Source organism: Microbacterium sp. GbtcB4 (genome assembly GCF_019091465.1).
Taxonomy (GTDB): Bacteria; Actinomycetota; Actinomycetes; order Actinomycetales; family Microbacteriaceae; genus Microbacterium; species Microbacterium paraoxydans.
The window spans coordinates 49,940-73,321 of sequence record NZ_JAGXJJ010000011.1; the positions used below are offsets into that span (position 1 = coordinate 49,940).

General features: G+C 70.4%; 22 protein-coding genes. 10 read left to right on the forward strand and 12 right to left on the reverse strand.

The window, feature by feature from the left end; genetic code table 11:
• Window positions 1-12: 12 nt before the first annotated feature.
• On the forward strand, window positions 13-786 hold the full coding sequence (locus KVS71_RS16080) for an MIP/aquaporin family protein (RefSeq protein ID WP_060922208.1): 774 nt from the start codon (window positions 13-15) through the stop codon (window positions 784-786).
• 36 nt (window positions 787-822) lie between these two features.
• Entirely contained in the window at window positions 823-2,337 is a 1,515-nt protein-coding gene (glpK, locus tag KVS71_RS16085) for a glycerol kinase GlpK (protein WP_060922209.1), read from the forward strand.
• A gap of 89 nt (window positions 2,338-2,426) precedes the next feature.
• Here glpK and KVS71_RS16090 read toward each other — a convergent pair whose 3' ends face one another.
• Complete coding sequence (locus KVS71_RS16090; protein ID WP_217585013.1) at window positions 2,427-3,302, reverse strand: LysR family transcriptional regulator; 876 nt, start codon at window positions 3,300-3,302, stop codon at window positions 2,427-2,429.
• A 78-nt stretch (window positions 3,303-3,380) separates the two neighbouring features.
• Between KVS71_RS16090 and KVS71_RS16095 the strand changes: the two genes are divergently transcribed.
• Entirely contained in the window at window positions 3,381-4,289 is a 909-nt protein-coding gene (locus KVS71_RS16095; RefSeq protein WP_217585014.1) for an EamA family transporter, read from the forward strand.
• 11 nt (window positions 4,290-4,300) lie between these two features.
• Here KVS71_RS16095 and ffh read toward each other — a convergent pair whose 3' ends face one another.
• A complete protein-coding gene (gene ffh / locus KVS71_RS16100; protein ID WP_217585015.1) occupies window positions 4,301-5,863 on the reverse strand; it encodes a signal recognition particle protein in 1,563 nt (520 codons plus the stop codon).
• A 149-nt stretch (window positions 5,864-6,012) separates the two neighbouring features.
• Window positions 6,013-6,600, reverse strand: coding sequence for a TetR/AcrR family transcriptional regulator (locus KVS71_RS16105; protein ID WP_105949765.1), 588 nt, complete (start codon window positions 6,598-6,600; stop codon window positions 6,013-6,015).
• Window positions 6,601-6,687: 87 nt separating this feature from the next.
• On the opposite strand from KVS71_RS16105, the gene lipB reads away from it, so the two are divergent.
• Together lipB and lipA are read left to right on the forward strand one after the other, a co-directional pair.
• A complete protein-coding gene (lipB, locus tag KVS71_RS16110) occupies window positions 6,688-7,338 on the forward strand; it encodes a lipoyl(octanoyl) transferase LipB (RefSeq protein WP_144881035.1) in 651 nt (216 codons plus the stop codon).
• A complete protein-coding gene (gene lipA / locus KVS71_RS16115) occupies window positions 7,335-8,324 on the forward strand; it encodes a lipoyl synthase (RefSeq protein WP_217585016.1) in 990 nt (329 codons plus the stop codon). Before lipB ends, lipA begins: the two co-directional genes overlap by 4 nt.
• A 10-nt stretch (window positions 8,325-8,334) precedes the next feature.
• Here the strand turns inward: lipA and KVS71_RS16120 are convergent, their stop codons facing one another.
• Window positions 8,335-8,835 carry a DUF2004 domain-containing protein gene (locus KVS71_RS16120; protein ID WP_060922216.1) on the reverse strand — a complete coding sequence of 167 codons (501 nt, stop codon included), beginning with the start codon at window positions 8,833-8,835 and terminating at the stop codon, window positions 8,335-8,337.
• 43 nt (window positions 8,836-8,878) lie between these two features.
• A complete protein-coding gene (gene ftsY / locus KVS71_RS16125) occupies window positions 8,879-9,751 on the reverse strand; it encodes a signal recognition particle-docking protein FtsY (RefSeq protein ID WP_025103328.1) in 873 nt (290 codons plus the stop codon).
• A gap of 28 nt (window positions 9,752-9,779) precedes the next feature.
• Between ftsY and KVS71_RS16130 the strand changes: the two genes are divergently transcribed.
• A complete protein-coding gene (locus KVS71_RS16130; RefSeq protein ID WP_217585017.1) occupies window positions 9,780-10,457 on the forward strand; it encodes an alpha/beta hydrolase in 678 nt (225 codons plus the stop codon).
• A gap of 111 nt (window positions 10,458-10,568) precedes the next feature.
• On the opposite strand, the gene smc is transcribed toward KVS71_RS16130, so the two are convergent.
• Window positions 10,569-14,114 (reverse strand): chromosome segregation protein SMC, encoded by a 3,546-nt coding sequence (smc, locus tag KVS71_RS16135; RefSeq protein ID WP_217585018.1) that lies wholly within the window; start codon window positions 14,112-14,114, stop codon window positions 10,569-10,571.
• A 521-nt stretch (window positions 14,115-14,635) separates the two neighbouring features.
• Between smc and KVS71_RS16140 the strand changes: the two genes are divergently transcribed.
• The 4 genes from KVS71_RS16140 (at window position 14,636) to KVS71_RS16155 (ending at window position 18,220) form a co-directional block, all read left to right on the forward strand.
• The gene (locus KVS71_RS16140) at window positions 14,636-14,920 is read left to right on the forward strand and encodes a hypothetical protein (RefSeq protein WP_060923102.1); all 285 of its coding nucleotides are present in this window, start codon (window positions 14,636-14,638) and stop codon (window positions 14,918-14,920) included.
• A 109-nt stretch (window positions 14,921-15,029) separates the two neighbouring features.
• Window positions 15,030-16,109, forward strand: coding sequence for a GNAT family N-acetyltransferase (locus KVS71_RS16145; protein ID WP_217585019.1), 1,080 nt, complete (start codon window positions 15,030-15,032; stop codon window positions 16,107-16,109).
• Window positions 16,110-16,208: 99 nt separating this feature from the next.
• Window positions 16,209-16,904 carry an ABC transporter ATP-binding protein gene (locus KVS71_RS16150; RefSeq protein ID WP_217585020.1) on the forward strand — a complete coding sequence of 232 codons (696 nt, stop codon included), beginning with the start codon at window positions 16,209-16,211 and terminating at the stop codon, window positions 16,902-16,904.
• On the forward strand, window positions 16,901-18,220 hold the full coding sequence (locus KVS71_RS16155; protein WP_105949760.1) for an FtsX-like permease family protein: 1,320 nt from the start codon (window positions 16,901-16,903) through the stop codon (window positions 18,218-18,220). The genes KVS71_RS16150 and KVS71_RS16155 overlap by 4 nt, the downstream gene beginning before the upstream one ends.
• A gap of 50 nt (window positions 18,221-18,270) precedes the next feature.
• Here KVS71_RS16155 and mutM read toward each other — a convergent pair whose 3' ends face one another.
• The 6 genes from mutM to KVS71_RS16185 form a co-directional block, all read right to left on the reverse strand.
• Window positions 18,271-19,134: a bifunctional DNA-formamidopyrimidine glycosylase/DNA-(apurinic or apyrimidinic site) lyase gene (mutM, locus tag KVS71_RS16160; RefSeq protein ID WP_217585021.1), complete on the reverse strand. Its 864-nt coding sequence runs from the start codon at window positions 19,132-19,134 to the stop codon at window positions 18,271-18,273.
• Window positions 19,127-19,819: a ribonuclease III gene (gene rnc / locus KVS71_RS16165; protein ID WP_060923098.1), complete on the reverse strand. Its 693-nt coding sequence runs from the start codon at window positions 19,817-19,819 to the stop codon at window positions 19,127-19,129. Before rnc ends, mutM begins: the two co-directional genes overlap by 8 nt.
• 10 nt (window positions 19,820-19,829) lie before the next feature.
• Window positions 19,830-20,039 carry a 50S ribosomal protein L32 gene (rpmF, locus tag KVS71_RS16170; protein ID WP_013586329.1) on the reverse strand — a complete coding sequence of 70 codons (210 nt, stop codon included), beginning with the start codon at window positions 20,037-20,039 and terminating at the stop codon, window positions 19,830-19,832.
• Between the two features lie 2 nt (window positions 20,040-20,041).
• Window positions 20,042-20,536, reverse strand: a complete 495-nt coding sequence (locus KVS71_RS16175; protein WP_025103319.1) for a DUF177 domain-containing protein — start codon at window positions 20,534-20,536, stop codon at window positions 20,042-20,044.
• Window positions 20,537-20,672: 136 nt separating this feature from the next.
• A complete protein-coding gene (gene coaD / locus KVS71_RS16180; RefSeq protein WP_060923097.1) occupies window positions 20,673-21,170 on the reverse strand; it encodes a pantetheine-phosphate adenylyltransferase in 498 nt (165 codons plus the stop codon).
• Between the two features lie 31 nt (window positions 21,171-21,201).
• Window positions 21,202-23,376, reverse strand: coding sequence for an ATP-dependent DNA helicase RecG (locus tag KVS71_RS16185; RefSeq protein WP_144881029.1), 2,175 nt, complete (start codon window positions 23,374-23,376; stop codon window positions 21,202-21,204).
• Window positions 23,377-23,382 lie beyond the last annotated feature (6 nt).

Genomic DNA, 23,382 nt, shown 5'->3' on the forward strand with positions numbered 1-23,382 from the left:
GTCAACGAAGACATGACTGACGTCAATCTCGGTCTCTACTTCCTCTCCGAGCTCGTCGGCACCGCGATGCTGGTCCTGCTCGGCTGCGGTGTGGTCGCGAACGTCGCCCTGGCGAAGAACAAGGGCTTCGGCGGCGGCTTCCTGATGGTCAACTGGGGATGGGGTCTCGCGGTGTTCGCGGGCGTGCTCGTCTCGGCGTACTCCGGTGCCATCCTGAACCCGGCCGTCGGTATCGGCCTCTGGGTGCAGCACCTGCTGGACCCCGCCAAGGGCATCGACTTCACGATGTTCCTCACCGCGACCGCCGCGGAGCTCCTCGGCGCGATCATCGGCGCCATCGTCGTCTGGCTCGCCTACAAGCAGCACTTCGACCAGGAGCCGGAGGCCGCCAACAAGCTCGGCGTCTTCTCCACCGGCCCCGCCATCCGCTCGTACGGCTGGAACCTCGTCACCGAGATCATCGGCACGTTCGTCCTCGTCTTCGTCATCTTCGCGTTCGCGGACTACGGCGACATCGAGGTCGGCACGCCCGGTGGCCTCGGCCCGCTCACCGCCCTTCCGGTGGCCCTCCTGGTGGTCGCGATCGGTGCATCGCTCGGTGGCCCCACCGGCTACGCGATCAACCCGGCTCGTGACCTCGGTCCCCGCATCGCCCACGCGATCCTCCCGATCCAGGGCAAGGGTGCCAGCGACTGGTCCTACTCGTGGGTGCCCGTCGTCGGTCCGCTCATCGGCGGTGTCATCGCCGCCCTCGCCGCCCCCGGCCTGCTCAGCCTCGCCGGCTGATCCCCCTCAACCGCTCGGGAATTCAAAGGAGAACACATGGCTGACTACATCATCGCGATCGACCAGGGCACCACGTCGAGCCGCGCGATCATCTTCGACAAGAAGGGCAGCATCGTCGCCACCGGTCAGAAGGAGCACGAGCAGATCCTTCCCAAGGCCGGCTGGGTCGAGCACGACGCCGCCGAGATCTGGCGCAATGTCCAGGAGGTGATCGGTCTGGCCCTCGGTCGCGCCGATCTCACCCGCCACGACATCGCCGCCGTGGGCATCACGAACCAGCGCGAGACCGCCGTCGTGTGGGACAAGACCACGGGCAAGCCGGTCTACAACGCCATCGTCTGGCAGGACACCCGTACGCAGGAGATCGTCAACCGCCTCGCGGGCGACGAGGGCGTCGACCGGTTCAAGTCGATCGTCGGCCTCCCGCTGGCGACCTACTTCTCCGGCACCAAGATCACCTGGATCCTGGAGAACGTCGAAGGTGCCCGCGAGAAGGCCGAGGCCGGAGATCTGCTCTTCGGCACGACCGACACCTGGGTCCTGTGGAACCTGACCGGCGGCATCGACGGCGGCGTGCACGCGACCGACGTGACGAACGCCTCGCGCACGATGTTCATGGACCTCGAGACGCTGGAGTGGCGCGACGACATCCTCGAGGCGTTCGGCGTGCCGCGCTCGATGATGCCGGAGATCCGCTCCTCCTCCGAGGTCTACGGTGCCGCCGAGAGCTCGTCGCTGCTGCGCGAGACGCCGATCGCCGGCATCCTCGGCGACCAGCAGGCGGCGACGTTCGGGCAGGCCGCGTTCCAGAAGGGCGAGAGCAAGAACACCTACGGCACGGGCTGCTTCCTCATCTTCAACACGGGCGAGGAGATCGTCCGCTCGAAGAACGGTCTGCTCACCACCGTCGGCTACAAGCTCGGCGACCAGCCCACGCACTATGCGCTGGAGGGGTCGATCGCGGTGACCGGCTCGCTCATCCAGTGGCTGCGCGACCAGCTCGGCATCATCTCCTCCGCCCCCGAGGTCGAGGAGCTGGCGGAGAAGGTCGAGGACAACGGCGGCGTGTACATCGTCCCCGCGTTCTCGGGTCTGTTCGCCCCGTACTGGCGTCCGGACGCCCGTGGCGCGATCGTCGGCCTCACCCGCTACGCGAACAAGAACCACATCGCGCGCGCCGCCCTGGAGGCCGTGGCCTTCCAGACCCGCGACGTGCTCGACGCGGTCAACGCGGACGCCGGAGTGGACCTCAGCGAGCTCAAGGTCGACGGCGGCATGGTCGCCAACGACGCGCTCATGCAGTTCCAGGCCGACATCCTCGGCGTCCCGGTCGTGCGTCCGGTCGTGGCGGAGACCACCGCGCTCGGTGCGGCCTACGCCGCGGGCCTCGCGGTCGGCTTCTGGAGCGGCCTCGACGACCTGTCCGCGAACTGGCAGGAGGACCGCCGCTGGGAGCCCTCGCTCGACGAGGCCGAGCGCGACCGCCAGCTGCGCCTGTGGCGCAAGGCCGTCACGAAGTCGATGGACTGGGTCGACGACGACGTGCGCTGATCACCACACGACGAGGCGGGTCCGGGTTCTTCCCGGGCCCGCTTCGTCGTCTCCGGCTCACCCTCCGCCCGGGCTGCGGGAACAGGGTCTCAGGAGGCTGCCGCGACGATGTCGAGGAACGCGCGGGCGGCGCTGCGCGGTGCCGCGGCGTCCCAGGCCACGTGTTCGACACGGACCGGGCCGTCCTGGACCGCCACCGTGTCGACGATGTCCTGACACCCCCGCACCACGCCGGGCGCGAGCAGCGTGACGGCGAGGCCCGCAGCGACCAGGCCGATCAGGCTCGCGGCCGTGTCGGATTCGAAGGCCACGTCCCGCCCGACCCCCGCGGCCAGGAACGCCGCGTCGCTCTGCGCCCGTCCCGAGGTTCCGGCCGGGAAGTCGGCGAAAGCGGAGTCCGCGAGGTCACTCAGCCGCACCCGCCGCCTCGCAGCGAGGACATGCCCGCGAGGCAGCACCGCTACCAGCGGCTCGTGGGACAGGGGTCGGGACGCCACACCCTGGGGCTCCACACCCTCCCGAAGCCCGAGGAACGCGACATCGATGTCGCCTTGGCGGATCGCGGTCATGAGGCCGTCGCTGTTCCCCTCGCGAAGCTCCACGCGGGCGGCTGGGTGCGCGCTGCGATAGGCCACGAGGAGGGCGGGGACATCGACAGCGGTCACCGTGGGGATGATCCCGAGCCGGAGCGTTCCGACGACTTCGCCGGCGGCGGCCGCGGCATCCTCCCGCGCCTGATCCGCGGCGCGCACGGCGAACCGCGCGGACCGGAGGAACGCCTCACCGGACTCGGTCGCGCGGACGCTACGACTGGTGCGCGCGAACAGCCGTACGCCCAACTCGCGTTCGAGAGCGGCGACCTGATGGCTGAGCGCCGACTGCGTGACGTGACAGCGCTCCGCCGCGCGAGTGAACGAACCGGTGTCCGCCACGGCGACGACATATCGCAGCTGCTGGAGTTCCATAAATCCATGATCGCTCGTCATGAATAGCGTGACAACAATGCGTTGGACTCATCTGCATGCGGCGCGCAGGCTGGGAGCATGAACCGCCTGATCCTCACCCTCGTCACGGCCCTCGCGCCCGCGGCATGGGGAACGACCTACCTGGTGACGACGGAGCTGCTCCCCGCCGGGCATCCGCTCCTCGCCGGCCTCCTCCGCGCGCTGCCTGCGGGTCTCCTCGCGGTGCTGCTGGCCCGGCGCCTGCCGCACGGGACCTGGTGGGGCAAGGTCCTCGTCCTCGGCGCCCTCAACATCGGCGCGTTCTTCCCGCTGCTGTTCCTCGCGGCCGAACGCCTCCCCGGTGGGGTCGCCGCCGCCGTCGCCGGAGCGCAGCCGCTCATCGTCCTGGGACTCGGAGCGCTCGTGCTCGGGGAACGTGTCCGACCGGTATCCGCGGCCGCCGCCGTCGCCGGAGCGGCGGGGGTCGCCCTCGTCGTCCTCGGCCCTGCCGCCGCGCTGGACCTCTGGGGCCTCGTCGCGGCTCTCGGCGGGGTGACCGCGACCGGCCTCGGGATGATCCTCACCAAGCGCTGGGGACGCCCCTCCGGCGTCGGCCCCGTGGCGTACGCAGGCTGGCAGCTCAGTGCGGGCGGACTGCTGCTCCTCCCCCTCACCTTCGCGGTCGAGGGCCCGCCTCCTGCCCTCGACGCGGGGGCGCTCCTCGGCTATCTCTGGCTCGCGACGGCGGGAGGGATCATCGCCTACACGCTGTGGTTCCGAGGGATCCAGCGCCTGCCCGTGATCGTGCCCGGCCTGCTCGCACTACTCTCACCGATCGTCGCGACGCTGCTCGGCGTGCTCGTGGTCGGCGAGAGCTTCACGGTGGTCCAGGTGGCGGGCATCGTGATCACGCTCGCCGCCCTCGTCGGCGGGCAGTTCGCGGCGCGGCCGCGAGGCACGCCCGCGGCCACGGTCGGTCCTTCGTCCGCGCCGGTCGCCGTGCGCTGAGTTCCGGCCGCTCAGCTCTTGCCGAACAGCTTCTGGATCTCGGCGAGGTCGGCCTCCGAGGGGGCCGCGCCTCCCCCGCCGAGGCCGAAGCCGGAGCCGGTCGGTGCCGTCGAGGCCGCGAGGCCGGCGTTCTCCGCCGCGCGCTTCGCGGGGTTGCCGGAGCGGGAGCGGTTGCCGCCGCCGCCCTTGCCCTTCTTGCCGCGCTTCGACGAGGCGCCGGGCTTGCCCATGCCGGGGACCGGCCCCATGCCGGGGGTGTTTGGCGTGCCACCGCGAGCGACGGTCTTCATCATCTTCGCGGCCTGCTCGAAGCGCTGCACGAGCTGATTGACGTCGGTGACGGTCATGCCGGAGCCGCGCGCGATGCGCAGACGACGGGAACCATTGAGGATCTTGGGGTTGCGACGCTCGACCGGCGTCATGGAACGGATGATGGCCTCCGTGCGGTCGATCTCGCGCTCGTCGAAGTCCTCGAGCTGCTGCTTCATCTGACCCATGCCCGGGAGCATCCCGAGCATCTTCTTCATCGAGCCCATCTTCTTCATCTGCTGAAGCTGCTCGAGGAAGTCCTCGAGGGTGAAGGCCTCGTTCGCGAGCTTCTCGGCGACCTTGCGCGCTTCATCCTCGTCGAAGGCCTGCTGCGCCTGCTCGATGAGGGTGAGGATGTCACCGAGGTCGAGGATGCGGCTGGCCATGCGATCGGGGTGGAACGGCTCGAGGTCCTCCAGCCGCTCGCCCGTGGAGGCGAAGATGATCGGACGACCGGTGACCGAGGCGACCGACAGCGCCGCTCCGCCGCGCGCGTCACCGTCGAGCTTGGAGAGCACGACGCCGGTGAAGTCGACGCCCTCCTGGAACGCCTTGGCCGTGTTGACGGCGTCCTGACCGATCATCGCGTCGATGACGAAGAGCACCTCGTCCGGGTTGACCGCCTTGCGGATGTCGGCGGCCTGCTTCATGAGCTCGGCGTCGACGCCGAGGCGGCCGGCGGTGTCGATGATGACCATGTCGTGCTGCTGACGGCGGGCGTGCTCGACACCGTCGCGCGACACCTTGACGGGATCGCCGACGCCGTTGCCCGGCTCGGGCGCGTACACGGTGGCGCCGGCCTGCTCGGCGACCACCTGGAGCTGGTTCACCGCGTTCGGGCGCTGGAGGTCGGCGGCGACGAGCAGAGGCGTGTGCCCCTCGCTCTCGAGCTGCTTGGCGAGCTTGCCGGCGAACGTCGTCTTACCCGAACCCTGGAGGCCCGCGAGCATGATCACGGTCGGGGCGGTCTTGGCGAACTGCAGGCGCCGCTGCTCCCCGCCGAGGATCTGCACGAGCTCCTCGTTGACGATCTGCACCACCTGCTGCGCGGGGTTCAGCGCCTTGTTGACCTCGTCGCCGAGAGCGCGCTCGCGCACCTTGGCGGTGAAGTCCTTGACGACCGCGAGCGCGACGTCAGCGTCGAGCAGAGCACGACGGATCTCGCGCACCGTGCCGTCGACGTCGGCGGCGGTGAGCTTTCCCTTCGTGCGCAGGTTGCGGAAGGTGTCGGTGAGCCGATCGGAGAGCGTGCCAAAGGTAGCCATGGTGCCTACGATTCTACGCGAGTGGAGCCCCCACGCTCAGCGCGGCACGGAGCAGAGTCGCCGAAGCCCCGCTGTGTCGTCGAGACCCCGCCCCGCATGCGTGAGCACGCCGGGGCCTCGGCGCGGAACCGGGGGCTCGCGAGGCCGCGTCACTCCCCCCAGGGCAGATCGTGCACGCGGGCGAGCGCCTCGCGGAGCACGGACTCCGGTGTGCCGCGGCCTGCCCCCTCCTCGGCCCAGACGCGCAGGGCGGACAGGACGGCGGCCGCCTGCGCCGCGCCCAGCACGTCCGCACGCATCACATCGATACCCGCCGCGCACGCCGCACGGGAGACCGCGGCGGCGAGGCGGGCCAGACGGACACCCGTCTCCCGCACCAGCTCCACCTCGAGCGCCATGGCCTCCGCATTCCGCAGCGCCAACGCCAACGGATCCGGGGCGAAATCGTCCACGATCCCCTGCAGGATCCCGCGCACCCGCTCCCCCGTGGCGTTGCGGCCGAGGTCGTCCAGAGCGCCGACTGCGACGCCGATGCGCTCGTCGATCCCGGACCACAGCACGTCGCTCTTGGACGTGAAGTAGTTGAAGAAGCTGGAACGGCTGACGCCCGCCCGCTGCGTGATGTCGGCGATGGAGGTGGCCTCGTACCCGCGCTCCAGGAAGAGCTCGCAGGCGGCCTCGGCGAGGGTCTCGCGCGAGGAGGCCTTCGGGCGGCCGGCGCGACCAGTCCGGTTCATGACTTCACGGTACCGCGCGCCGCGTCGCACCCCGGACGAGGATGTATTGTTGGACGCAATCCATGTATTAGAGGGAAGCGACGACGCATGCTCGACATCCTCACCCCCGGCTTCATGCCGACCCCTGTCCCCTATCCCGAGGGCTGGGCCCTGCAGCGCCGTGTGCACGCGGACGTCGTGTCCGGTACCCGCCCTGACACGCTCATCCTGCTCGAGCACGCGGCCGTCTATACCGCGGGCAAGCGCACGGAGGACCATGAGCGCCCCCAGGACGGGACCCCGGTGATCGACGTCGACCGCGGCGGGAAGATCACCTGGCACGGACCGGGGCAGCTCGTCGGCTATCCGATCTTCCGCCTGCCGGAGCCGATGGACGTGGTCGCACACGTCCGGCGACTGGAGCGGATCCTCATCGAGGTGCTGCGTCCGTTCGGAGTCGACGGGCACCAGGTCGAGGGACGCAGCGGTGTGTGGGTGCGCCGACCGCTCTCGGAGGACAAGGTGGCCGCGATCGGCGTGCGCGTGCAGCAGGGCGTGACCATGCACGGCTTCGCCATCAACTGCGACAACAGCCTCGCCCCCTTCCGCGACATCATCCCCTGCGGCATCACCGACGCCGGTGTGACGACGGTGAGCGAGGTGTCCGGACGCGTGGCCGGTCCGCTCGACCTCGTCGACGCCGTGCAGGACGCCTTCCGCACCGCCCACGCACCCGACCTGACAGGAGTCCCGGCATGACCGCCGCACCCGAGGGGCGCAAGCTCCTCCGCCTCGAGATCCGCAACGCGGAGACCCCGATCGAGCGCAAGCCCGAGTGGATCAAGACCAAGGCCAAGATAGGGCCGGAGTACTCGGCGCTGCACTCGCTCGTGAAGAGCGAGGACCTGCACACGGTATGTCAGGAGGCCGGCTGCCCGAACATCTTCGAGTGCTGGGAGGACCGCGAGGCGACCTTCCTCATCGGAGGCTCGCAGTGCACGCGCCGCTGCGACTTCTGCCAGATCGACACCGGCAAGCCCGCCGACTACGACACCGACGAGCCGCGACGCGTCGCCGAGAGCGTGCAGCGGATGAACCTCCGCTACGCGACCGTGACGAGCGTGGCCCGCGACGACCTGCCCGACACGGGGGCCTGGCTCAACGCCGAGACGGTGCGCAAGATCCACGAGCTCAACCCGAACACCGGGGTGGAGCTGCTGGCCAACGAGCACAACGCCGACCCGGCCTTCCTCGGTCAGATCTTCGATGCCCGCCCCGAGGTGTTCGCGCACAACGTGGAGACCGTGCCCCGCATCTTCAAGCGCATCCGCCCGGCTTTCCGCTACGAGCGGTCGCTGAACGTGCTCACGCAGGCCCGCGACGCCGGACTCATCACGAAGTCGAATCTCATCCTCGGCATGGGCGAGGAGCCGGAGGAGGTCGTCCAGGCGCTGCAGGACCTCCACGACGCCGGCTGTGACATCATCACCATCACCCAGTACCTCCGTCCGACCCCGCGTCACCTCCCGGTGTCGCGGTGGGTGAAGCCGGCCGAGTTCGTCGAGTTCAAGGAGGAGGCGGAGCGGATCGGCTTCCTCGGGGTGCTCGCCGGTCCGCTGGTGCGCTCCTCGTACCGTGCCGGGCGGCTCTGGGCGCAGTCGATGACCTCGAAGGGGCGGGAGGTCCCCGCGCACCTCGCGCACATTGCGGAGAGCGCCGACCTCGGCTTCGCGCAGGCGGTCTGACGAGCGGCGGTCAGTCGGCGCTCATGACCGACTGCACGCTGCCGTCGGATCCGAGGTTCACGAGCAGCACGTCGTCCGTGGCGCTGTCATCGAGCGCGTACTCCAGCACGGCGAACGGCTCGGAGCCGCCGTGCTCGTCCGCGAGGATCGTCATGCTCATCAGGCGCAGCGATCGGATGATGTCCACGGCCGCGTCTCCGGACACGTCGATGAGGACGTCGGGGAGGTCGTCGCCGAACACCTCCTGCTGCTGCAGGATGTACTCGGTGACCTCGCTCGTGCGGTCGTCCACCTCGGCGAGCATCCCGCGCCGTGCGGTCGCGTCCACGTTCTCCAGGCCGGCGATGAGCCCGGCGGCGATGTCGAGGGCATCGGCGGAGACGTCGTCCTGGTCCGGGGCCGTCAGGTCCACCGTGACGCTCTGGTCACCGAGCTCGACCGTCTCCGACCAGAAGATCGAGCCGTCGGGGCCCGACGACAGCAGTCCGAAGTAGTCGTGTTCGATCGCCATAACGCTATGAAACCAGCCTGGTGCTCGGGGCGGAAGCCCTGTGTCAGCCGACCAGCGCCTGCACGAAGACGTGCGGCGTGAAACCGGTCAGATCGTCGATGCCCTCGCCCTGCCCGAGGAGCTTCACCGGGATGCCCGTCCGCTCCTGAACGGCGAGCACGAAACCGCCCTTGGCCGAGCCGTCGAGCTTGGTGAGCACCAGTCCCGTGACCCCGGCGTGCTGCAGGAAGGTCTCCGCCTGCATGACGCCGTTCTGCCCCGTCGTCGCATCGAGGACGAGGAGCACCTCGCTGATGGGAGCCTGCTTCTCCACGACACGGCGGATCTTGCCCAGTTCGTCCATGAGGCCGCCCTTGGTGTGCAGGCGTCCCGCCGTGTCGATGATCGCGATCTCCATACCCTCGCGCTTCGCGTACTCGACCGTCTGGAAGGCGACGGAAGCCGGGTCCTGGCCTTCCTGCTGCGGGCGGACGATCGCCGCTCCCCCGCGCTGGGCCCAGGTGGCGAGCTGGTCCACAGCCGCGGCACGGAAGGTGTCCGCGGCGCCGACGACCACGCTCCGCTGGTAACCGCGGAGGAACTTCGTGAACTTCCCGATCGTGGTCGTCTTGCCCACGCCGTTCACCCCGACGACGAGGACCACGGCCGGGCGCTCGGTGAGCTTGAGCGTGGTGTCGAACTTCGCGAAGTGCTCCTCCAGAGTCTCCCGCAGCATGCGCTGGAGGTCCTTGGGGTCTGTGGTGCGGTACTTCGCGACCTTGTCGCGCAGCTCTTCGACGATGCGCTCGCTGATGTCAGGGCCGAAGTCCGCCGTGATCAGCGCCGTCTCCAGGTCTTCCCACGTCGTCTCGTCGATGGTGGGCTTCACGAACATGCCGCGCAGCGCGCGACCGAGAGACCAGGACTTCTCTGCCATGCGTCCAGCCTACGGGTAGCATCCAGGGATGCACCGCGCGCCGCTCCCGCACCGGGTGTTCCTCCATGGCGCCGGGAGGCGCGGTACGGCCGCGTGGCCCTCGCAGGATCCGGAGTCGGGGACCTTCCTCAGCTTCCCGCCGGAGTCGTCCGTCGAAGCGCAGGCGGGCGCTCTCGTCGAGGGAGAACGTGACCGGTCGCCGCTCCTGTTCGCCCACTCCATCGGCGCTGTGACCGCCGTCCGCGCCGTCGCCGACGGTCTGCGGGTGTGCGGCATCGTCCTCGTCGAGCCCGCCCTGTACGACATCGCTCGCGGTGACGCGCCGATCGAGCGGCATATCGCCGTGGTCACGGAGGCGCGATCACGCGCGGCCGAGGACGACCTCTACGGCTTCTGGTCGATCCTGCGCCCGCTCATGTTCGGCGGCCCGCTGGACCGCGAGTCCTGGCCGGACGAACGCGCGGTCGCGGAGCACTGGGCGGCCGCGAATCTCCCCTGGGGACACGGGATCCGGGAGCGTTCTCTCGCCGCCGTGCCGACCTTCGTCGTCACCGGCGGCTGGAACGAGGAGTACGAGCTCATCGCCCGACGGCTCGTCGATGTCGGGGCCGACCACATCGTCCTCTCCGGTTTCGCTCACCGCCCCCAGGATCACCCCGAGTTCCCCGCCGCCGTCACCGGATTCGAACAGTCCCTCACGGTGTGACCCGCCGCGGTCCGTCCGAGCACAGCTTCGGAGACCGCGGGCGACACGCCGGATCGGACCGTCGACACGCCAGGTGGGGGTCACGATCTCCGCAGCTGTGCCCGGGGCGAGTCAGACCGCGGCGGCGGCGCGGTCGCCGACGCGCTGGCCGACCACCGCGGAGACGCCGTCCTGGCGCATCGACACGCCGTAGAGCGCGTCGGCGATCTCCATCGTCCGCTTCTGGTGCGTGATGACGAGGAGCTGGGAGCTCTCGCGCAGCTGCTCGAAGACCGTGAGCAGCCGGCCGAGGTTCGCGTCGTCGAGCGCGGCCTCGACCTCGTCGAGGATGTAGAACGGGCTGGGACGCGCCTTGAAGATCGCCACCAGGAGCGCCACCGCGGCCAGAGACCGCTCACCACCGGACAACAGCGACAACCGCTCGATCTTCTTCCCGACGGGACGGACCGAGACCTCGATCCCCGTCGCCAGCATGTTCTCCGGATCGGTCAGCGAGATGCTGCCCGTGCCTCCGGGGAACAGCAGCGGGAAGACCTGGCCGAACGCCTCCTTGGTGTCCTCGAATGCGCTGGCGAAGATCGTCTGCATGCGCTCGTCGAGGTCGGCGATGATCGTCAGGAGATCCTGCCGGGTCTGCGTCAGGTCCGCGAGCTGGGTGGTGAGGAACGCGTGGCGCTGCTCGAGGGCGGCGAACTCCTCCAGCGCGAGCGGGTTGACCCGCCCGAGCTGGGCGAGTTTCCGCTCCGCGTCCGCCAGGCGCCGCTGCTGGATGCGCCGGTCGAACGGGATCGCGGTGTCGTCGAGCAGTTCGCCGTCGGCCGGCTCCGTCCCGGGATCCCGCGGCACGAGCTGATCAGGACCGTACTCGGCGACGAGCACGTCCTCGTCCAGCGAGAGTTCCGAGGACACGCGCTCCAACAGGCTGTTCAGGTGGAGCTTCTTCTCGTGGATCTGCAACTCCAGGCCGTGCACGCTCTCCGTGAGCCCGGCCAGCCGTTCCCGCAGGGACGACTCCTGGGCGCGCAGGGCGACGAGTTCCTCGTTCTGCGCCGACCGAGCTGCTTCCGCCTCCGCCAGGGCGACGCGGGCCTCGGTGACCGAGCGGTCGAGGGAGTCGAGGATGCGCGGCAGCTCGTCCACGACCCCGGACGCCGCCTCGCGCTGCGCCCGGCGGATGACGGCGCGCCGGGCGGCCTCCGCCGCGGCGTCCCGCTCCTGCTCGCGCTGGCGCTCCAACGCGGTCACCCGGGACTGCGCGGCACGGACCCGCTCGCGCAGGGTCTCGACCTCCAGGCGGGCGCGGACCTCGCCCTCGCGGGCCCGCTCCAGGGCCTCCAACAGGCCGTCCCGCGCAGACGCGTCGAGCACCGGACGCGGCGCCGCGACGGCGGCATCGAGCTCCGCCTTCGCGGCCTCCGCCTTCGCCTCCGCGTCCGCCACGGCGGCCTGCGCCTGAGCGAGCCCGGTCTCGAGACGATCGCATTCGGCGACAGCGGCCTCATGGCGCACGGTCACCTTGTTGACCTGCTCCGCGTGCGTCGCGAGGGCGGCGTCGTGCTCACGGAGGGCGCGCAGCGCGTCCTTCGCCTGACGCCGTGTCTCCTCCACCGCCTCGTCGGCGTCGATGCGGGCCTCCCGCAGGGAGTCGACGACGATCTGGATCTCGGTCAGCCGCTCGGTCGCGGCATCGCGCTCCGCCGCGAGTTCGAGGCGGGAGCGCTCCCCTCCGGATCCGGTCCGCAGCGTCTGGGCGGTGATGACGTCGCCCCCGGTCGTCACGATCGTGGTCGCGGTGTCACCTGCCGCGTCCAGAGCGCGCCGCGCCGCCCGTGCCGCATCGAGGTCGTCGGCGATGAGCACATGCGCCAGGATCCCGCGAACGCCGTCCGGCGCGGTCACCGTCTCGGTCGCGGCGATCACGCCGTCGACGGCGGGGTGCGGCGCCCGCTCTCTCGGGGCCTCGGCGACCACGAAGTCGACCACCCCGCGGCGGCGCTCCGCGGCCTCCGCCGCCAGGATGAACGCGTCGTCCGCGGAACCGACCAGCACACCCTCGGCCAGGGGACCGAGCACGGCAGCGATCGCGGCTTCGTACCCCGCCCGGACCTGCACGGCATCGCCGACGAGACCGCGGATTCCGGGGCCGCCCTCCGCGACGATCTCGGCGGCACCTCCCGACAGCGACAGCGCACTGCTCAACGCAGCGGCCTTCGCCGTGAGGGCATCGACCTCGCGCTCCGCGGCGTGCAGGCGCTCGCGGAGGCTCTCCCGCTCCGCCTCCGCCGCCGTCGCCGCACGCTGGGCGCTCTCGTAGGCGGCGGCATACTCGACGGCCGTGCCCTCGGGAGCTTCCGCATCGTCGATCGCCTCCAGGGCCTCTTCGGCCTCGCGTCGTCGGGCGTGCGCGGCCTCGAGCGCGTTCTCCTGGCGCAGCACCGCGCCGCGGACGGCGGCCAGAGCGGACGCGGCCGCATCGGCGTTCCCGCGGAGCGAGGAGAGCCGCATGTCGTATTCGGAGACGAGCGCGCTCTGCTCCGCGATGTCGACATCGAGCGTGTCGAGCTCGGCACGGGCATTCACGACCTCGCGGCTGGCGGCGGCCGCAGCGTCCTGAGCGTCGCCGAGGCCGGAGGAGATCGTCTCGATGTCCTCCTTCGCCTCGTCGATGGTCGCCTGCGTGACGGTCACCGCGGTCACGGCCGCGTCGTCCTCCTCGGACCCGAGGAGCGCGAGGCGCTGGTTGGCGAGGGTGTAGAGCCCGCGCATCCGCTCCTGCACCTGTTCGAGTCCGAACGCGACGCTGCGTGCCTCGTCGACCGCGATCGAGTTCTGGTTCTTCTCCAGCCGAGCGATCCCGGCGCGCACGGTCTCGGCCTGGTCGGACAGCACGAGACGCTCGGTGTGCCGCTCCTGCTCGGTCCGGGTGTGGTCCGCGAGGGCTGTGCGCAGCGCCACGACGTCGTCGGCGAACAGGCGTGCCTTGGCATCGCGCACGACAGCGGCGATGGTCTGCGCCTCACGCGCGATCTCGGCCTGGCGCCCGAGGGGCTTGAGCTGTCGGCGGATCTCCCCGGCGAGGTCGCTCAGACGCGTGAGGTTGGCCTCCATCGCGTCGAGCTTGCGCAGCGTCTTCTCTTTGCGACGACGGTGCTTGAGGATGCCGGCCGCCTCCTCGATGAAGCCGCGGCGATCCTCCGGCGAGGCCTGGAGCACGGTGTCGAGCCGCCCCTGACCCACGATGACGTGCATCTCCCGGCCGAGGCCCGAGTCGCTGAGCAGCTCCTGCACATCGAGCAGCCGGCAGCTCTCGCCGTTGATGGCGTACTCGCTGGAGCCGTTGCGGAAGAGCGTGCGGCTGATGGTGACCTCGGCGTATTCGATCGGCAGCGCGCCGTCGGCATTGTCGATCGTGAGCTGCACCTCAGCGCGCCCGAGGGGACCACGGGTCGAGGTGCCGGCGAAGATGACGTCTTCCATCTTCCCGCCGCGGAGCGTCTTCGCCCCCTGCTCCCCCATCACCCACGCGAGGGCGTCGACGACATTGGACTTGCCGGAGCCGTTCGGTCCGACGATGCACGTGACGCCGGGCTCGAACACGAAGGTCGTGGGCTGCGCGAACGACTTGAACCCCTTGAGCGTCAGGCTCTTCAGGTGCATGGGGCGACCGCTCGTCCGGGGAGATTCACGCCGCTACGCTACCGGAATCCCGCGGAACGGCCGGTATCCCGCGCGGTCGTCGCGGACCACGCCTCCACCGCGACACGCCGGTGCTACCACGAAATGCTTGACGATCTCCTGAGAGTTTCGCTACGGTGGCCTCCGGATCGCCACACGAAAGGAGGTTACCGATGATGATCACTCAGCACACCGCAGAGGTCTTTGGCCTCGCCGCGCCCGCGCACTCCGCGCCGCGCCTCGCGGCATCGGTGACCGCCGGCGTCCGTCACGGCTCGCTCGGCTAGAACCGCAGCCTGGGAACGCAGGCCCCCTCCGGGTCTTCTCCCGCCTGTTCTGTCGCGTCCCACCCTCTGATCCCCCGGATCATGGATCCCCGCCGCTTCCGGCCTCCGCATTCCGCGGCTCCGCAGGCGCTGCTCTCGTCCGCACCCGCCGCGGCCGACGACTCGGTCCTGACGTGGTGCTTCCGCACCCCATCCATCCCTTTCGAAGGAACCATCGTGAACATCACGCTGTCACACAGCACCACCCATCCGCCCGATACCGAGGACCGCGAGGTCCTCCAGATCCCCCGCGACGACGAGCTGCGTCAGCTCGGCATCGCGGACCGCCTCTCGCTCCGGATCGGCCTCTGGCTGTTCCAGCGGGCGCAGCGGCCCCGACGTCCACGCCGGTCGTGGACCGTCGATCCCGGAGACCTGTTCCTCGTCGGAGAACAGCGTCACCGTTCGGCCGCGGAAACGCACGCCCTCCTCATGCACGACATGCAGCGCGGAATGCGCTGATCGGGCGATGACGACCGCATCGACACCGACCCGGCGTCCGTCCGTTCACCTGCGGACGGACGCCGGGACACCCGGCACCTCCTCCTCCCTCCGACACGAAGGACCAGACATGACGACCGCCGCACTGACGATCACGCCGCTGATCGTCCCGGCCACCCTCGACGATGCGAACGCCGCGGACTTCCGCGCGTACGGCGCTCTGAACCGACAGATCTGCGACGAGCAGGTCGGTCTCCCCGACCTCGCCCCGGACGCCGCGCAGATGCTGCCCAACTGGCAGGACGACTCCGATTCGCTGGACCTCGGATTCGTCGCCCGGGACGGGGACGACATCATCGGCATGGTGACGGTGTCCTTCCCGCAGGAGGAGGACGCGCGCGCCGCCGAGGTCGACCTCCTCGTTCCGGCCGCCCACGCCGGGCGTGGCGTCGAGGACGCGCTGCTCGACCGCGCCGAGGCCGAGGCCAGGGAGCGCGGTCGGAGCGTCCTCCAGATCTGGACCCTGCACCGGCCGAAGGAGTCCGACCGCATGCTTCAGCCCCGCACGGGATGGGGACGGATCCCGGCGACACCGCTGAGCGACGTCGTCGAGGCGCACGGCTTCACCCTGGAGCAGGTCGAGCGCAACAGCGAACTCGACCTGCGCGCCGATCCGGAGCCCCTGCACCGGGCGTTGGACGCGGCACTCGCGGTCGCTGGGCCGGACTACCGCGTGCTCGAGTGGGAGCTGCCCACCCCGCCGGAGCTCCGCGACGGGTACGCCGCTGTGCTCGCCCGCCTGTCGACCGATGCACCGAGTGGCGATATGGACTTCGTCGCCGAGGTGTACGACGCGGAGCGGGTGATCCGCCGGGATGCGCGTCTCACCGGCGCCGGGCAGACCGTCTCCGTCGTGGCGGTGGAGCATGTCCCCTCCGGCACGCTCGTCGCGTACAACGAGCTGCTGATCGGCGCGGAGAAGACCGGGACCACCCACCAATTCGGGACCCTGGTCGCGAAGGACCACCGCGGTCACCGCCTCGGCACCATCGTGAAGTGCGCCAACCTCCTGCGCTGGCGGGAGCTCGTTCCGGGGTCGACCGTGGTTTCCACCTTCAATGCGGAGGAGAACCGGCCGATGCTCGACATCAACGAGGCGATCGGCTTCGTGCCCGTGTCGTACGCAGGGGCCTGGCAGAAGAAGATCTGAAGACGAGCGGTGGCCGTCATCCTCCCGGATGACGGCCACCGCTCAGCTTCATCCGCCGGGCCGACGACACCGGCACGGCCCCGCGGCGAGGCTGGGAACATGAACACTCCCGTGATCGAAGCCCACGCCCTCGTCAAGACCTACGGCGTCACCCACGCCCTCGCCGGTGTCGACCTCGCGGTGCACCGTGGCGAGTCCGTCGCCATCATGGGCGCGTCGGGCTCGGGGAAGACGACGCTCCTGCATGTGCTGGCGGGAATCACCGCACCGGACAGCGGCCGCGTGGTCTTCCAGCCCTCGACGGGCACGGTCATAGACGTGACCGCGCTGGGTGAGGCGGCGCGCTCCCGGCTGCGTCGCGAGCGCTTCGGGTTCGTCTTCCAGCAGGGACTGCTGATCCCCGAGCTGACCGCGGTGGAGAACGTCGCGCTCGCCTCCATGATCAACGGCGTCGCAAAGAAGGACGCGCTCCCCCACGCGGCGTCGTGGCTCGCGGCACTGGGCCTCGGCGGCATGGAGGAACGGCGCATCGGCGAGCTCTCCGGAGGACAGGCGCAGCGCGTGGCCATCGCGCGCGCCCAGGCGACGGGTGCGGACCTCGTCTTCGCGGACGAGCCGACCGGCGCTCTGGATTCGCACACCTCCGCCGAGGTCATGGACGCGCTCCTGTGGTCCACGACCGGGCAGGGGCGCACCCTCATCGTCGTCACGCACGACGCCGACGTCGCGGCGCGCTGCACGCGCACCGTCGCCGTCCGCGACGGCCGTATCCTCGGCTCGGCGGTGAACGCGTGAACCTCTCCGTTCTCGGCCTGCTCCTGCGTCCCGCTCCCGGACAGCGCAGCGTCCTCGCGCTCCCGATCGTCGCCTTCGCGGTGGTCACGACCCTCGTCCTCACCGTCGTCGGCGGGGCCCAGGCCTTCTGGACCTGGACCGACGACGAGGCTGTCCTCTACCAGGGCCTCGCCGCCATCGCTCTCGTCCTGCTTGTCGTGCCGCTGACCTCGCTCGGCGGCGCTGCCGCCCGGCTCTCGGCACGGCGCCGCGACGAGCGCCTCTCGACTCTTCGTCTGCTCGGCGTGACGCCCGGCGGGGTGACGACGGCAACCGTCGTCGAATCCGTCCTCGTCGCTGCGGCCGGAGCCGTCATCGGCATCGGCGGTCACCTGGCCCTGAGCCCGCTGATCGGTCTCATCCCGTTCCGGGGAGAACCGCTCGGCCTCTCGGCAGTCGTACTCCCCCCGGTGATGATCGCCGCCGTCGTGGCCGGCGTGCTCGTGCTCGCCGCCGGAAGCGCCGTCGTGGGGCTGCGTCGTGTCGTGATCTCGCCGCTCGGCGTCCGCACGCGCACGGCGCCGACGAACGTGCACTGGATCCGCGCCGTCATCGCGGTCACGGGGATCGCCATCGCGTTCGCGCTCATCAAGGTGTTCCCGATGATCGGCGGGGTCGTGGCGACGATCGCGGTACTCGCTGCGATGTTCGCCCTCGCGCTGAGCGTTCTCAATCTGCTCGGCCCGTGGGTGCTGAAGGTCTCGGCGGGGCGCCAGCTCCGGCGGGCGGAGCGTCCCGAGCGGCTGCTCGCCGCACGACTCGTGCTGGATTCCCCGAAGGCGGCCTGGCGTCAGGTCGGCGGCATCGCGATGGCGAGCTTCATGGCCGTCTTCGCGGGCACCGGCGTCGCGCTCCTCGACACGATCGGGGCGAGCGACGATCCGTCCAGCATCGCGCTCGCGGAGGACATCCGGACCGGCCTCATCATCACCCTCATCGGGTCGTTCCTCATGGTGGCTGCCTCCGTCGGCGTGAATCAGGCCTCGGACGTGCTCGACAAGAGCGACCTGCACGAGAGCCTGCATCACCTGGGCATGCCCGTCGAGACCGTGGACCGCGCGCGTCGCCGCGCGATCATGTCGCCACTGCTGGTCACGGCGGTGGGATCCGCGCTGTGCGCTGCCGTGCTCGTGTTCCCGCTGGTGGGCATCGCGCTGATCGTCGCGCCCCTCTCGCTGATGACGATCGCGACCGTCGTCGCCGTCGGCATCGGAGTCGTCTGGGCGAGCACCTGGGCCACCCGCCCGCTGCTGGATCGTGCTTTCGCCCCGGCGTGAGACGGTGGCAGGCCGGGTGCGTCAGGCCCGCGACGCGCGCCCGGTCACGGTCAGCGCCTCCGCTGGCAGCGCGGGCAGAAGTGTGAGGAGCGGTTCATGAACGCGGCACGGGTGATCGGGGTGCCGCAGCGCGGACAGGGCTTCCCGCCACGACCGTAGGCGTTCAGGGAGTGGGCGAAGTAACCGGCCTGCCCGTTGACGTTGACGTACTGGGCGTCGAAGCTCGTGCCGCCCTCGGCGAGAGCCTTCTGCAGGACCGACCGCACCTCGGCGAGGAGGCGGTTCACGGCCCGGGTCGGCAGAGCATCGGCCGCTGTCTCCGGATGGATGCGGGCCGCCCACAGCGACTCGTCGGCGTAGATGTTGCCGATCCCGCTCACGACACCCTGGTCCAGCAGCACCCGCTTGATCGCGCTGTGCCGCCGGGCGAGAGCGGCCCGGAAGACCCGGTCGTCGAAGAACGGGTCGAGCGGGTCGCGTGCGATGTGCGCGACCTGTGTCGGGATGCGGGAGGGGCCGTCGGCGATGAGAGCGTCGACGGCGAGGGAGCCGAACGTCCGCTGATCCGCGAACACGATCGCGAGCTCGCCATGTCGGGGATGCTCGATCCCGAGGCGGACACGCTCGTGGCGCTCGGTCGGCGCGTCCGGCGCGCGGAGCAGCATCTGGCCGCTCATGCCCAGATGCGCGATCAGAGCGGAGCCGCCATCGTCCACGGGGAGCCAGAGGAACTTGCCGCGCCGCGCGGCCGCGGTGAAGCGGCGACCCTCCAAACGCTGGACGAAGTCCGCGGCTCCGGCGGTGTGCCGGGTGAGCGCGCGTTCGTCGAAGACGCTGACGCCCGTGATGACCGCGTCCACGGCAGCCGGTGCGAGGCCGGAGCGGACGACCTCGACCTCGGGGAGCTCAGGCACGCTCGCTGAGCGTGCGCCAGGCGCTGAGGGCCGCGGCCATCTCCGCCGTCTTCTTGCTGCTGCCGGCGCCCGTCATCCGCACGTCGCCGACGGCGACGGTCGCCGTGAAGCGCCGGTCGTGGTCGGGACCGCTGGCCTCGACCGAGTACTGCGGAGGCGTGGCTCCGAGACGGGCCGCGAGCTCCTGCAGGCTCGTCTTCGGGTCCATCGCCGCGCCGTACCGCTCGGGGTCGGCGAGTAGCGGCTCGGTCAGACGCAGGACGAGCGCCGTGGCAGCCTCGGGCCCGGCGGACAGGTAGGTGGCGCCGATGACGGCCTCCATGGTGTCCGCGAGGATCGAGTCCTTGTCTCGACCACCGGTCTGCTCCTCACCGCGTCCGAGCAGCAGGTGGCTGCCGAGATCGATGCCGCGAGCGACCTCCGCCAGCGCCACCGTCGACACGACGCTCGCCCGACGCTTCGCCAGCTCCCCCTCGTCGAGCTCGGGGTGCCGCGTGAACAGCATGACGGTCACGGCCTGACCCAGCACCGAGTCGCCGAGGAATTCGAGACGCTCGTTATGCGGGATGCCGCCGTGCTCGTACGCATACGAGCGGTGGGTGAGGGCCAACTCCAGAAGCTCCGCGTCGATATCGACGCGGAGCTTATCTGGGAGAGGCCTCGTCCCCCCGGGGACCTCCGTCACGGTTCGCGACTCAGACGTCGGCGACCTTGCGGCCCTTGTACTCGAGGAAGAGTTCGGTGCCCTGCGAGTCGGTGACGACCTTCGCCTGGTGCGGACGGCTGTAGACGACCTTGCCGTTCTCGATGGTCTTGACGAGCGCGGGGGCCTCGGCCTTCCACTGCGCGCGGCGCGAGCGGGTGTTCGAACGGGAGACCTTGCGCTTCGGGGGGTTACCAGCCATGACTAGCTCTCTTCTTTCTCGGCGGCACCGCGTTCTGCCGTGCCGTCCTGGTCTGTGATCTGCTGGAGCGCGCTCCACCGAGGATCGATGGGAGCGGCCTGCTCCGTTCCGGTGCTCTCGGTCAGCCTCTCGCCTGTGACCGGGTCGAGCCCGAGGCAATCCGGCTGACACACCGGCTGAAAAGGAAGGGCCAAAACGGCCGCATCCCTGACGAGAGTTTCAAGATCCACGTGGTCGTCTTGAACCTCGAAGTCAGTTTCTTCCTCACCAGGATACGCGAAAAGCTCCTGGAACTCGACTTCGACGGGCCGAGCGATGTCGGTGAGGCATCGACCGCACACGCCGACGTACTCGCCCTCCGCCTCTCCGGTGACGAGGATGCCCTCGTGGACGGACTCCAGCCGCACGTCGAGATCGAGTTCCGAGCCTGCCTCGAAGGAGACGATGCCCTCCCCCCACTGCTCCGTCAGGGGCACCGAGAAGGAGTGCTCACGCATCTCCCCCGGGCGCCGGACGATGTCACGGACGGGGAGGACGAAAGGGCTGTTGAGTCGGGAACGCACCCCGCCATGCTACCCGGGTCACCGGAGAGGAGGGCCGGGAGACCGCCGGGAACGGGAGAGTGATCGCCGATCAGATCCCGCGCGCGCCGGTGTCGAGGAAGGAGGCCACGGCCGGCGGGACGAACGGCGAGACATCGCCTCCGAGACCGGCGACCTGGCGCACCAGCGAGCTGGAGACCATCGCGTGCGCGGGGTCGGGCAACAGGAAGACGGTCTCGATGTCGGCCAGATGACGGTTGACGATCGCCATCGGCGATTCGTATGCCACGTCGACCTGCGAGCGGATGCCCTTCACGAGGACGCCGGCGTTCACGTCGCGCGCATAGTCGACGAGGAGTCCCATGCTCCAGGAGCCGATGACGATGTTGCCGGACATGCCGTCCTCGGCGATCGAACGTTCCAGGAGGGCGAGCCGCTGCGCGATCGGCAGCATCGCCTCCTTGCCCGGGTTGTGCACCACGAGCACATGCAGCTCGTCGTAGAGGGCGGCCGCGCGCCGGATCACGTCGAGGTGACCCAGGGTCGGCGGATCGAAGGAACCCGGGACGACGGCGATCCGGCTGCTCATGGAATCCAGCCTAGGGCACCCGGAACGGCGATCAGTTCTTCGCCAGCGCCGCGCGATCCTCGTCGGTGACGCGCCGTCCGATGGCCTCCCGGAGCCCGGGGTGCGCCGTCAGCTCGGGGTCGGCGGCGAGGATGTCCTCCGCGAGCTCGCGCGCCCGGGTGATGAGAGCGGCATCCTTGACGACGCGCAGCAGCTTGAGGGACGACCGCACCCCGGCCTGTGCCGCGCCGAGCACGTCGCCCTCGCCGCGCAGTTCGAGGTCGACCTCAGCCAGCGCGAACCCGTCGAGGGTGGCGGCGACCGCGTCGACGCGTTCGCGAGCCACCGATCCGGCCTCGGCCTCGGTGACGAGCAGGCACAGCCCCGGGACGCCGCCTCGCCCCACCCGACCGCGGAGCTGGTGCAGCTGGGAGACGCCGAAGCGGTCGGCGTCCAGCACGATCATCGTCGAGGCGTTGGGGACGTCCACGCCCACCTCGATCACGGTCGTCGCGAGGAGGAGGTCGATCTCCCCGCGGGCGAAGGCCTGCATGACGGCGTCCTTCTCCTCCGAGGGCATCTTCCCGTGGAGCACCGCCCGTCGCAGACCGCCGAGGGTCGGATGCGTGGCCAGCGCCTCGTCGAGCTGCACGACACCCCACCGAGGGCCTTTGCCGCCCTCGGGGGCGAGCAGCGCCTGCTCCCCCGCCTCGGCCGTCTTCGCCGCGGTGTCGATGGCCGCGCAGACGGCGAACACCTGCCGGCCCTGCGCGATCTCCTCCGCCGCCCGTTCCCACACCCGGTTGAACCAGCCCGGGTGCTCGGCCAACGGCGCGACGTACGACTCGATGCCGGCACGACCGGCGGGCATCGTGCGGATGACCGAGGTGTCGAGGTCGCCGAAGACCGTCATCGCGACCGTCCGCGGGATCGGGGTCGCGGTGAGGACGAGCGCGTGCGGGCTGGATCCCTTCGCCCGCAGCGCCTCCCGCTGCTCGACCCCGAAACGGTGCTGCTCGTCGACCACGACCAGACCGAGATCGGCGAACGTGGTCTTCTCTCCGAGGAGCGCGTGGGTGCCGACCACGATCAGCGCCTGGCCGGAGGCGACGCGCAGCGCGGCCTTGCGGCGATCGGCCGCCGGCATCTGCCCGGTGAGCAGCGTCGGCATCAGCAGCGGGGCGAGCTGCGGGCCGAGCATCTTCGTGATCGAACGCAGATGCTGCGCCGCGAGGACTTCCGTCGGGGCGATCAGGGCCGCCTGTCCGCCGCTCTCGGCGACCTGCAGCATCGCCCGCAGCGCGACCAGCGTCTTTCCCGAACCGACCTCGCCCTGCACGAGCCGGTTCATCGGCCAGGAGCCGACGAGGTCGTCTGCGATCTGAGCGCCGACCGTCTCCTGATCCGGCGTGAGCGTGTAGGGCAGAGCGGCATCGAAGCGCTCCAGCAGCCCGCCGGGTGCCGCCGGCCGCGAGGTGGCGGCCAGGGCGCGAACCGCGTCGCGCTGCTGGAGCAGGGCCGTCTGGAGCGTGAGCGCCTCGTGCATGCGCAGCGTGCGGACGGCGGGATCGATGTCGTTGCGGGAGCGCGGGCGGTGGATCGCCTCCAGGGCCTCCCGCGCCGTCAGCAGCTCTTCGCGGGTGCGGATCTCCGGGGTCAGCGGGTCGGGGACCGACGAGAGGTCGTCGAGGATGCGCCCGACGAGGCGGGCGATCTGCCACGTCTGGATCGCGGAGGTGGCCGGATAGATCGGGATCGGGACCGCCGCCCTCGCATCCGCCCGCCGGCGCGCCGCGTCCTCGTCGTCGAACAGCTCGTATTCCGGGTGGGCGAACTGGGTCATCCCGTTGAACTCGCCCACCTTCCCGGAGAAGACCCCGCGGCGCCCGACAGCCAGATCCTTGGAGCGCCACTCCGCCGCGCCGACGTTCTTCGCGAAGAAGGTCAGCGACATGCGACCGACGCCGTCGCCGATGACGACGTCGACCATGGCTCCCGGTCGATTGCGCATCCGACGGAAGCTCGACGAGAGGACCTCGGCGACGATCGTGACGGTCTCCCCGATCGGGAGGTCGCGGATGGGAGTGAGCTCCCCCGGGTCGGCGTACCGACGCGGGTAGTGCGCGAGCAGGTCGCCGACGGTCTTCATGCCGAAGGCGCGGTCGAGCGTCTTGGCCGACGCCGCACCGAGGGCCTCCTCGAGCGAGGATTCGAGCGTGAGCGACATGCTCCG